The following is a 12,647-nucleotide window of genomic DNA, read 5'->3' on the forward strand; positions in this document are numbered from 1 at the left end:
TTGACACAATCTTAAACAACAAATATATTGAAAACCTTGGTTACAGAAGTATATCTAAAGGATATCAGCTAATACATAATTCTTAATGAACCGCCATATACCGAACGGTACGTACGGTGGTGTGAGAGGACGCTAAATAAAATAATTATTTAGCTCCTACTCGATAACTTGAAGGAATAAAAAAATACTCATTTTAATGGATTATAAAAAGGAATTTATTTTGTAACACAGGAAGTAAATAATATTTAAAGTGAAGGGTTTAAAGTAGAAGTAATATAGATAACTGAAAAAGTTAATTTTTGAAAGATGATTTCTAAAGTTTTTAGAAGTCATTTTTTTATGGATAATATATTAAAAGTTATAATATAAAGTTTGTTATTATTTATAAATGTAATAAAAAGTATTAATATGATAGATTGTGTTAATAATGTAAATATTAAGTTAAATATTATGATAATATGTAATTAAATATATATAACTTTCTAATAAATAAACTTCCAAACATATATGAAACTTTTAATAAAAGGTTCATATTATCGAGTGAACGCCTTATGCCATGAAAGTGGCACGTAGGGTGTGGACCTAATTAAATACATAATACTTTGTATAGTTAGGGATAGCAATTTAAATAATAAAGACAATAAAAAAATAGAAATAAATCAATTTAAAAATAAACATGTAAAAAGTGGAGAAGAATTAGAGATTGTAGTTAAGGGACAAACTTTAAAAAAAGAAAACTTATATGTTTATTGTTTAGATGATACAGGTATGGTAGATAACTCAGAAATAGAATATTCTATTAAGGATTTACAAGAAAAACAAGTTATAACTTTTAAATTTAATAATAAAAATAATAAAGAGAAATTATATAAGTTAAATGTTAAATATGAAGATGGTAAATCAAGTAAGGCGAATTCTATGAGTACAGTTTATGTAATGCCAGATATAAAAAAAAATAACGTAGTAGTAAATGAAATAAAACCTAAAATATCACATATGAAAGAAATAGGGGGGAGAAATCCTATTACTGTTAAAGGAAATAATTTAATATCAAATGACTTAGAATTAAAGGTTATTGAAAATTCTTCTAATAGACAGTTAACTAATGGAGAAAATAATTTTAAAGGAAATTCAAATCAACAAGAAATTTTCTTTGATTTTCCTAAAAATAACACAGATATAGATAAAGTATATAGAGTAGAAGTTTGGAGTAAAAATGAAAATAAGCTTTTAAATAGTAGTAATGTTATAGTTAGAAAAAGAAAAGTTACTAACATAAGTGAAACGCTTAAATGTACACAAATAAGTAAAGATAATAATGGGAAAATCATAACCATAAAATTTAATGAGAATGTTAAAGGTGATATACAAACTTTAAGAAGAAATATAAAGTTAGCCAGAACTTATAATAATTATAATAATGTTCATGCTAATTTTGAATTATTAGATCCAAAGGATAATATAGAAATCAAAAATAATGAAATTATAATAACTTTAAATAAAGCTTTAACTGAAACAGAAGTTAACAATAGAATAAAAATTGAGGCAGGGGCAGTTAAGGATTCTAATGAAAAGTTCAATAAAGAAATATTAGAAAGAATAATGGCAGATAATGAAATTAATCAAACTGAATATAAGGGTATGAATAAAATAAATTCCAAGATTTTCAACAGCAATGGAGGAAATGTGGAAATTGAAATTATTGGAAAAAACTTAAAACAGTTTAAAAAAGATGGACATATGACAGAGGGAACGGTAGTTCAAATTTTTGATGTTACTAGTACTACAGCTAGAGAAGATATCAAAGTATATGTAGAAGGATATGGAGATAACCAACTTTTAAAATTTAAAGTACCTGAAAATAATACGGAAAAGACACAAACATATATGGTTTCAATTTCTACAAACGGAGGAGTCACTAGAGTGGAAGAAAATAAGAACTTTGAAGATGAAAGATTTAATAGAATAGCTATTTCAGTTCTTCCCAAAAATAAGAATAAAAACGATATTACAATTTCCCATATTACTATAGCATCTTATGGTACTAATACTGATCAATTAGGAGATAATACGATAGCTACAACTCCATTAAATCAAGAAAGTAAAAAAACTAGATTAGAGGTATATGGAACTAATTTAGATAAAAATAAAACTAAAGTAAGAGTTGTAGATAAAAATGGAGTAATTTGGCCTGTTGTAAATGAACCAAGTTATGATAGTACGGATGTATTCATAATGGTTGGATTTGATAAAACAGGAGTAATGTTAGGCGGAACGCATCAAATGTTAGAAGTAATATGCCCTAATAATATTAAGGGAGATCCTGAATTTAAAATTGAAGTAGCACCAGATGGGATAAATTTTGATAAAAAAACATTTGCAAGGGTAAAAGTTCCAAGTTACAAAGTTGCCAATAGAGAAATGAAGGTTGAAAATGTAACTATTAAATATTTGAATGAAAAGGGAGATCAATTAGAAAAACAAGAAACAGTTAAGGCATATGACTGGTTTTTTAAGAAAGAATTTAAATTTAATCAAAAAGAAATTAAAGGATATACACTTAAGGAAATAAAGAAAGATCCAGGTTCTATAAAAGATGAAAATAAGGTAGTAACTTATATTTATAGCCAAAATTAGAATATGTAAAAAATAAAGATAGTCGTTAGGCCAATGTCATTAAGTTAGCATTTGGTCAATAGACTAAGCTCTAAATTGAAAGTGGAAGAACTCTTTAATGGAATAGTTCTTCCACTTTTTTATATTTATGTGCATGACAAAAAAACAGATCTTCACCTGCTTAAAAATTACTATTAAATTAGTTATATTTATGCTACTCTATACAAGAAGCCAATAAATGTCTTGGTAATTATATTCCTTTTTCGATGGCGGTCGGGCCTTATTGGAATTATATTTTGGGCAATTATTGCTTCTAAATTAGGTGATGTTGTTTTACCATAATAGAATTTTCTGCACATATGAGTGGCTATGGAAAAATTGGCCTTATATATGTATTTTCTTTGCTTTTTCTTTATGACTACATGTGAGGTAATCATTTGAGTAAAGTTATACATTATTAGATGTGCATAGATTTCTTGTAGGATACACATCACCTTTTTTGAATGAAAATTCAATAGTCCTATAGTATACTTTAAATCTCTGAAAGATGTTTCAATTTCCCATCTAGCTGCATAAAGTTTTTTCAATTCTTCTAGAGGATACTCATCCACATTTAAGTTTGTTAATAAAGTTTCATAGGTATCATCTGATATTTGAAATCTAACCATTCGAAAATTCAATTCATAAAACTTTACTGGCTCAGCTTTCTTATTTTTTACTGGAAGATAATCAAATGTTGAACTTCCTGGAATAAATTTGTAGTGATTTTTATCCTTTAATAATTCTTTTGTTTCATTTGTCTGCTTTCTTGTAAGTTTCAATTGAATATTCACATCAAAGTAGTTATCTTCTGGTAATTCGAAACTGCTTTTCATTCCACCAGCTCCATCTTTTATTCGGATAAGAAATTTCCAACCTTTTTCCTGAATATGTGCCATATTGTTATAGGACTCATATCCTCTATCAACAATAACAAGTGCTTTAGGAATTGTTGAACGGTCTACCATGTCAATAAAAGCTTTATGCTCATTGCTTTCTCTCTTTTTCTGTATTATGGCATCTGAGTAGATATATTGTTTTAAGTCATATAGGGCATTTAAATGAAGTAGATTATAAGGCTTCTTACCATTGGAACCTGATATGTAAGATTCTTTATCATCTTGATTAGTAGCTATCTGTAGATCAGAGCCATCAACAGCCAAAATTCTTAATTCATCCTCATTAGTTTCTAAAGATATATCTGTTGAAAAAGATTTAAAAATAGTTTCAAAAGCTTCAGGTTTAATTTTATTCCTCTGTTGTATAAATGCAGATGAAGTAGCTGTGTCTGCTGAATAATTAAACATATCTAGCAATTCATTTGATAGGGTTCCTCCTCCCATGCCAATAATTCCTGTTAGCATTTGTTTAAGCGAAAGCTTACGCTTACGAGTAAAATCAGTTTTAGAGTTCACACAATAATCTGATGGATTTGCAGCAACACTTTCAATTTTAGATAGTAATAGTTTTTTAACATAATTCGGTTTCATATGTATCCTCCTTGAAATTAAGATTTACTCAATTTCAAGGGCCGCTTTCGCTAACTCATTAGTTATTAGCGAAAGCGGCCGCACATATTCTTATTCTTGTCAACTATTTTTTATAAAAAAAGACCCCTATACTATTTGTTAGTATAGAGATCTGACTTTGTCATCTTAACTTAATGACATTGGTCGTTAGGCTATCTTTATTTTTTATTTAAAATTTCATAAATAATTTTAAATTCTATAGGTTAACTTAGTTCTATAGAATATATCAATATGAAAAAGAAAATATGTCGAATGATGCTATAATATGAGAAAATATAATAACTTTTAACTTCCAATTATCGAGTGAACGCCCTATGCCATGAAAGTGGCACGTAGGGTGTGGATCTAATTAAATACAAACTATAAAAAGCAAAAGATATATTTATTAAGAATAACTTATAGGTTTGCATAGTTAGAGATAGCAATAAAAAAACAAAAATAAATTCTATAGATTTAAGAGAGAAATATAATGGTAAAAAAACAGTTGCTAAACCATTAGTTTTATTAGTTGATTTTAAAGATTATAAATTTAATGATATAAAAAAAGAAGAAACTCCTAGAAATTTTAAAGATTGGTCTAAAAAACATTATGAGGATATGATTTTTGGAAATAAAACTTATAAAGGGCCTAAAGGAGAAGAGTTATATACTTTAAAACAATATTATGAGGAGCAATCAGGAGGAAGTTTTACTTTAGAAGGTGGGGTAGCTGGATGGTATACGGCAAGAAATAATGCTGAGCATTATGGTAAACCATATAGAGAGAATCATGATAGTAATGTAGAACAGCTAGTTAAAGAAGCTTTTGAACAAGCTTGTAAGGATAATAGCATTGACCTAAGTGAGTATGATGTAGAAGATCCATTTGATAGGGATGAAGATGGAAATCTACATGAACCAGATGGAATAATTGATAATTTAATTTTGGTGCATGCAGGAAAAGGTGAGGAAGTAGGTGGAGGAACTTTAGGCGAAAATGCTATATGGTCCCATAGAGATAGAGTAAGTGGGATGATTGGATATAGTAAAAAAGATGTTCATGGAAATAACATAGGAATACGTGATTATATGATAGTTTCACAAGATACAGCAATAGGAATTTTAGCACATGAATATGGACATATATTAGGACTTCCAGATGAGTATAATATTGTGGATAGTAATTTCAATACACCAATAGGATATTGGTCAATTATGGCTAGTGGAAGTTGGGGCGGGGTAAGTGCTGGTACTGATCCAACTGGTTTTAGTCCTTGGTGTAAACAATATTTACAAGATACTATAGGTGGAAATTGGTTAAATAAGAAAGAGATCAATTTAGAGGATATTGATAATAAGGGGTTAGATATATTATTAGATGAGGCAAGTAAAAAAGGAAAAAATGAAGAAGTGATTAGAATTAATTTACCAAAGCAAAATTCTAATAATAGAGGTGAAAAAGATAGATATTATCTTTTGGAATGGCGTAATAATGAAGGAACGGATAAGGCACTTCCTTTTGGAGAGGGAGGAAAGTTAGGCTATAACTCTGGGCTTGTTATTTGGTATGTAGATGAAAATTATCTAGAGAAAGATAAAAATGGTGTATTAACAGGGAAAAAAGATAATGATGTGAAGTCTCATCCAGGGTATGGCTTTATAGGCGTTGTGGATGCAGATCAACATATACTTCATTGGCAAGACCCTGTAAGTGGAGAATTAAAGCATAAGGCATCTTCAGATTATCACATACATGATGCAGCCTTTGGTATAAAAAAGAACCAAGTTATTTATGTAGATAATATAAAAAATCAACCAGGACTAATTCTTACAGATGATAAAACTTTTATGCATCCTATATTTGATGATAGTAAAGATTATTCTAATGAAGGAATAGAAAGTGCAGGTAGAATATTATCGAACTATGGATTAAAGATATATGTAACAGGGGAAAGTAAGGATAGAAGTGTTGGTAAGATACACATACTAAGAAGTAAGGAATCTGAAGAGAAGATAAAAAATGGACCTTTAAAAGAAGAGATTACTTCAAAGTATCTAAAAAGTATTTCTTTAGATAAAAACATAATTAAACAAGGAGAAAAAGCGGAAATAAGTGTAGAAGTTAATAAAACTAATTTAAAGGATGAAATTGTTTTAGGATATGAAGGGTATAATAAAGGTAGGAAAATTGAAAAACATATAAACTTAAAATTAGATAATGGGAAATATATAGGAGAAATAAGTGCAAAAGATGAATTTACTATAGGAAAATGGCAACCTAAATATATAATTCTTGAAAATAAAGATGGAGAATCACAGATTATATATAATGTAAGTAATGTTGATATTTATGGTAATTCTGCAAATAAAGAAGATTTAAGTAGGGGAAATATTAATATTATTTCTAGTGATTCAAATAGTTTAAAGATAGCTAATGTTACAGGAAAGAATACATTAATTCTAGGGGAAACTTCAGAATTAAAGTTTAATGTTCTTAATGAGGGAGCTATTACTAAAGATGTTAGTTTAATTGTAGAGGTTTATGATAGAAATAATAAACTCATTAAATCAGAAAGAAAAAATACAAATATAAAATTTACAGAGAATAAAGAGGTAGGGATTTTCTTAGATTTAAAAGAAGGTATTGATGAGGGAAAAGAATATATAGTAAAAACTATTTTAAAAGATACTAAAACTAATAAGAATTTAATTGAACCAATACAATTTAAAACTATTTCTATAAACTCATTAGAAAAGCAAGAGCTACAAAAATATAAAGAAACAAAAAATCCTTTAGAAATTCAGGGATTATTAAGTAATGAATCAAGTAATTTGGAACTTAGTCTAAATGAATATAAGGTTTTAAATGAGGATCTTAAACTTTTAGTATGTAAAGAACTTTTTAATAATAAAAAAACTATAATTTCTAAAGAAGAATTACAAAATCTTTTAAATAAATCTATGGACAAAGTAAAATTAGACCAATACAAAAATGCTGAGGATATTTCAGCACTTAGAAATGTATTAAATAATGAACCCAATATATTAGGTATCAATGTTTTAGAATATAAAAGGTTAGATATATATAGTAGAGATAAAGTAGTAACGGAGTTATTTAATAATAAAAATGAACTTACATGTAAAGAAGGTATACAGGACGCTTTAGACAAATGGATAAAAAAAGAAACAAAATTTATTGATGCAGAAAAGAAAATGAAGTCATTCAATGATTATATGTATAATACATGGGTATTAAATAGGGATAATATAAAGATTGCCCAAAGTTTATTAAAAGAGGTAGAAGAAGCCTTAGAAAATTTAGATACAGAGGTTAAGGAGAGATGTTCAAAGAATTCAGAGTACGTTAAAAATAAGAAGTCTATAGAAGATACCCTAAACAAAATAAAACAAAATGATTTGGAGATTTCAAAATATGTTAATGCAGAAAATTATAATAAAGTAAAAGAATTATTAGATAATAAAACTAATATATTAGGCTTAGGCTTAAAAGAATATAATAATTTAGATGATGATAATAAAATAATAATTGCTAAAAATATTTATATGGCAAATAAAAAACTAAAATCACAAGAAGATATACAAAAAATAATAAATGATTCTTTAAAAAATATAAAAGCTTCAGCAATGGATACGCAAGTTCTTAAATATTATAATGCAAAAAATAAAGAGGAAATTAAAGCATTGTTAGATTTAAATGTAAATTCATTAGGACTTAAATTAGACGTATATAAAACCTTAGACGATGTTAATAAACAATATGTTACTAATGAATTGTATAAAGTAAAGAATAAGCTAGTAAAAAAAGAAGTTATCCAAAATGAAGTAAATAAAGCTTGTACGGAAGTGCTTTTAATGGATTTAGAGGATAGATATAATGAGGACTGTCTTGGAAAAATAGATGATACCTTTATAAAATCAGTAGATAATTTACTTAAAGATATAGACAGAGCTTTAGGAGCAATTTCCGTAGACAATGATAAAAAATACTTAATAAATAAATATAGATGCTATGAAGAGATAAAGAAGGCATGTAAACCTAAAGCAAGTGTAGGGGCTTTTAAAACACTAGTTAGTAAACTTAAGAAAATGTATATGAATGGAATTGATAATGAAGAAGATATAAAAAAAGCAGAAGAAATGATAAAAGATGCAGAAAATATGTCAGAGGAATTAAAAAGTAATGGAAAATTAAATGAAATTAAAAGTCTTTTAAATGAGTTAGAAATTATAAAAGAAGACCTATAATATAGGTAATAAACTATAAATTTTAAGCTAAGTATAATGCTTAGCTTTTTTATTATGTATTCAAAAATGTAATAAATAAATGTAATCATATATATAATGTAAATAAAGTTAAAATAAAGTCGGAATATATGTTAATATGCATTTAAGTATAGTAACTTTTTAATGTATAACTTCCAAATTTTTAAGTAAGATTCGGTTATTACCGAGTGAACGCCTTATGCCATAAAAGTGGCACGTAGGGTGTGGACCTAATGATAAAGTTAGGGATAGCAAAGAAAATAAAAGTTGGACATGTAATGATTTTAATTTTAATGGAACAATTATAACAGGATTCTCCGCACTTGGAAAAGAGAAATTTAAGGAAAATAAAGATGTAATTTTACCAAAAACAAATAGAGAAGGAAAGTTAGTAACAGAAATAGGTGATAAGGCTTTTTTTAGTTTAATAGAAGATAAATTTAAAGAAAGTTTTAAAGATAAATCTAAGGCTAAACAAGATCCTAAGATAGCTATAGGGTCTATTAAAATACCAGAAGGCATCAAAGTTATAGGAAAAGAAGTTTTTCGTAATAATTGTTTAAAAACTATTGATTTACCTAGTAGTATGACAACTATAAAAGAATTAGCTTTTAATAATAATAAGTTAGAATCTCTAATTATACCAGAAAGTCTTAAGGAATTAGGAAATGGTGCATTTACCCTAAACGAGATCTCAGATTTACAACTTTCTAAAAACTTAAAAGTTATACCTACGGCATTTGGATATAATAACTTAACTAATTTAACAATTCCAGAGGGTGTAAAGGAAATAGATGCCTATGCATTTAATTCTAACGAATTAAGGTATATAGATTTTCCAGCAACATTGAAAAAGATAGGAAATAATGCTTTTGCAAATAATGAACTGGTTTCCGCCGAGTTTTCTAAAAATGTAAAAAATATAGCGTTAGATCGTTTTTCATTTTATAATAATAAATTAACAAGTATTACTTTATTAAATAAGGTAAAAAAGGTAAATGGAGAAGCATTTAAAGATAATGAATCATGTTCAGAGGATGGCAAGGTTCATATTTATACATTAAGTTTTGATCCAAATAACTGCAATGAATGGTTCCCTAATTCAAAGTATCATAAAATAATTTCTTTACGTAACTAATAATGTAATTAATATAACTATAAAGCATAAAGTATTTTCTTGAATCTTTTATTTTCTGAATCTTCTTTTTGCCTTTAGTTGAATAAATCAGATCTTTGAAGATAAAGTATACAACCAAATGCAATATTAAATGGAGCAGCTTATAATAGGTGAAAATTAATTAAAAATTACAGGTATTGATGTAAATAAGTAAAAAACTATGGAATTAAAATCCCATAGTTTTTATTTTAGAATTCAGTTAGAAGAGAAAATATATTAGGATATGATATAATAATATTATAAAATTTATTAGGTGGTGTTATTATATTGAGTACACTAAATGATAAAAGTATAATATTAAATAAATTAAGTTCGGATGAATTTATAAAGTTTATAGGTGAGTTTAATATTGATAGTGTGTTAGTTTTTGGAAGCATATGCAATGATGAATTTAATGAAGAATCTGATGTAGACATAGCTTTATTAGGTAAACATAAAATAGATTTGGAAAATATCTTAGATATAGAATTATTTTTAGAAGGCTTTTTAGAAAGAGAAATAGATGTAATAGATTTAAGAAGTGAATCTTTGGATTTATTCGTAAAAATAAATATTTTAAATAATGCAAAAATCATATATTCTACAGATCATAATAAATTATTTGATGAGTTTTGTGACTATACTGATAAAATTTACAAAGAAAATGAGGATTTTATATATTTTAGAAGAAAGGATGTATTATGGTGAATAAAGAAAGACTTTTAAAAATAATAGAGGATATGTATGAATGTACATCAGATATAGATGAATGTATTGATATATTAGATAACAATAAGGAGAATACACTAATGGTAAAACTAGCAAAGTCAAGTTTGAGACAATTATTTGTTAGTTTTCATACTATATTAGAAGATTTTTCTTCAATTATTTTAAAAGAAATTAAAAAGTTTAAAGTAGGATTAACTTTGAGTGATGCTTTAAGGTTATTAAGAGATAATAATATTATTGATGAAGATACATATTTTTTTCTTCAAAGATCTAGAATGATTAGAAATAGAATTTCTCACAGATATAAAGAACCAAGCCATGAGGAGTTAATTGAACATATTATTAAATATAGAGATAGAATTGATGTAATAATTGAAATAGCAAAAAAATATATTAGATAATAGTTATGAATATTAAACACAATTTATTGATAAAATTGAAGATGTAAAATGTATCTAAAGATACAATATAGCAAGCGATAATTTAGGATTAAAATAATATAAATATTAAAAAATACAATTAGTTGAGTAGAGAAATCTATTCAACAGTTTTTTATGTAAAAATATATTTTAATATAGAAAATATATATAGGAAATACGTAGAGTATTGAATATTGAAATAAGTGATGTAAATAATGTCGAAAAATGATAAAATCTTTTCATAAATAATAACTTTAAACTTCCGAAAAACCGAGTGAACGCCTTATGCCATGAAAGTGGCACGTAGGGTGTGGACCTAATGATAAAGTTAGGGATAGCGATAAAAATAAAGATTCAATAATTAATATACAAGACGCTGGCTTAAGAAAAGTTATAAATTATAACTTGGGAAAAGATAGAAAACAAGATGCCGAGATTACAAAAGAGGAAATGGAATCTCTTAAAGAATTAAATGGTGATGAGGCTTTAGAGTATTTACCAATGGATCAATGGGTGGATTCTAAAACATTATGCAGAGGAATCAAGAGCATAGAAGGCTTGCAATATGCAGTGAATCTTGAAAGATTGGATTTAAGTGAAAATGCTATTAAAGATTTAACACCTTTAAAAAATCTTAAAAAGCTTAATTATGTAGAGTTAGATAGAAATTTCTTAGGAGATTTAACTCCACTATCTAATTTAACTAATTTAACTCACCTAAACATATATAACAATGATCAAATAGATGATATGACAGCCATATCTAATTTACCTAAATTAGAATGGTTAGATTTACATTATTGTAATAGAGGTAAGAGAAAAGTAAATGTTGAACCACTAGGTAAACTTACAACTTTAAAGATGGTTAATCTTGAAAGTAACTTTGTTGAGGACATAAGTTTTGCAAAGAATTTAACGAATATAGAAATAATAGGGGTAGGTGCAAATCATGTAACAGATATGACACCACTGCATGATGCAATCCATAAAATCTATGGAAAAGGTGAATATGTAGATGAAACTAAAACATATGTGGGAATGCTTGTGCAAGCTCTTAAAGATCCTATAAACAAAGAATTAAATTATGAAACTTCTACTTTTACAATAGATGATCCAGTTAAAGGACTAGATGAATATGTGAAGGCTTATAATATTACTCCACAGGTGATATTTAAAGGTGGATGTGAAAATAAAAATGTAACTTTAAATTATAATAAAGGTACAAAAAAAATTGAAGTAACAGTTAAAGGAAATTTAGAAGATACAGAAAGAAAAATTGATACAACAATTATTCTAGGATATGAAAAGTATACTATAAATATAGAACTAAAGATCACTCAAAAAGCTACAACTGATCCAACTAAAAAAAGTAAAGAAGCTGTTAAACAAGCTGAAAAAGCTATAGAAAATGTTATTTCTTTTAAAGATGTAAATGAAAATAATATAGAGGAAGCTAAAGAAGTATTAGAAACAGCTAAAAAATCTATAGAAATAGCTAAAAAGTTAGATTCTACTTTTGATAAAGATTTATCAGAGTCAACTAAATTAAATGTATTAGAAAACAGTATAAAAGCAACAAAAAAAGAAATGGCAAATAAAAAGATACCTAATACAATAAAAGCTGTAAACGATGCATATGCATTAAAAGATGGTTTAACTAAAGAAAAATTAAGTAAAGCAAATGGTATGTATAGTTATGCAGAATATAATTTAAGAACAGTGAAAAAATTAGATCCAGAGTTTGATAAGGATAATGAATTATCAAATAAATTAGAGGAACTTAAAAAAGCTATAAATACAGTAAAAAATAATAAGTAATTAAAAGTAAAAACTGTTGAGTAGATAAGTCTATTCCACAGTTTTTATTTTTTGTGTAGCGCAAGATTGAATTTCCAT

General features: G+C 26.4%; 7 protein-coding genes. 6 read left to right on the forward strand and 1 reads right to left on the reverse strand.

The genetic code is table 11. The annotated features are described in order from the left end of the window. Window positions 1-576: 576 nt before the first annotated feature. Window positions 577-2,637, forward strand: a complete 2,061-nt coding sequence (locus QOZ93_RS12535) for a MucBP domain-containing protein (protein WP_307356915.1) — start codon at window positions 577-579, stop codon at window positions 2,635-2,637. A 188-nt stretch (window positions 2,638-2,825) separates the two neighbouring features. Here QOZ93_RS12535 and QOZ93_RS12540 read toward each other — a convergent pair whose 3' ends face one another. Beyond that, window positions 2,826-4,145 carry an IS4 family transposase gene (locus QOZ93_RS12540; protein ID WP_307356917.1) on the reverse strand — a complete coding sequence of 440 codons (1,320 nt, stop codon included), beginning with the start codon at window positions 4,143-4,145 and terminating at the stop codon, window positions 2,826-2,828. Between the two features lie 486 nt (window positions 4,146-4,631). Here QOZ93_RS12540 and QOZ93_RS12545 point away from each other — a divergent pair, with 486 nt between their 5' ends. From QOZ93_RS12545 to QOZ93_RS12565, 5 genes are all read left to right on the forward strand, one after another. After that, complete coding sequence (locus QOZ93_RS12545; protein ID WP_307356954.1) at window positions 4,632-8,429, forward strand: immune inhibitor A domain-containing protein; 3,798 nt, start codon at window positions 4,632-4,634, stop codon at window positions 8,427-8,429. A gap of 520 nt (window positions 8,430-8,949) precedes the next feature. Further along, window positions 8,950-9,585, forward strand: a complete 636-nt coding sequence (locus QOZ93_RS12550) for a leucine-rich repeat domain-containing protein (RefSeq protein ID WP_307356957.1) — start codon at window positions 8,950-8,952, stop codon at window positions 9,583-9,585. Window positions 9,586-9,891: 306 nt separating this feature from the next. Beyond that, complete coding sequence (locus QOZ93_RS12555; protein WP_307356919.1) at window positions 9,892-10,311, forward strand: nucleotidyltransferase domain-containing protein; 420 nt, start codon at window positions 9,892-9,894, stop codon at window positions 10,309-10,311. After that, on the forward strand, window positions 10,305-10,733 hold the full coding sequence (locus tag QOZ93_RS12560) for a HepT-like ribonuclease domain-containing protein (protein WP_307356921.1): 429 nt from the start codon (window positions 10,305-10,307) through the stop codon (window positions 10,731-10,733). Before QOZ93_RS12555 ends, QOZ93_RS12560 begins: the two co-directional genes overlap by 7 nt. Before the next feature lie 423 nt (window positions 10,734-11,156). Continuing rightward, a complete protein-coding gene (locus tag QOZ93_RS12565) occupies window positions 11,157-12,569 on the forward strand; it encodes a leucine-rich repeat domain-containing protein (protein WP_307356923.1) in 1,413 nt (470 codons plus the stop codon). Window positions 12,570-12,647: the final 78 nt, after the last annotated feature.

Source organism: Hathewaya limosa, assembly GCF_030815255.1.
GTDB lineage: Bacteria > Bacillota > Clostridia > Clostridiales > Clostridiaceae > Hathewaya > Hathewaya limosa.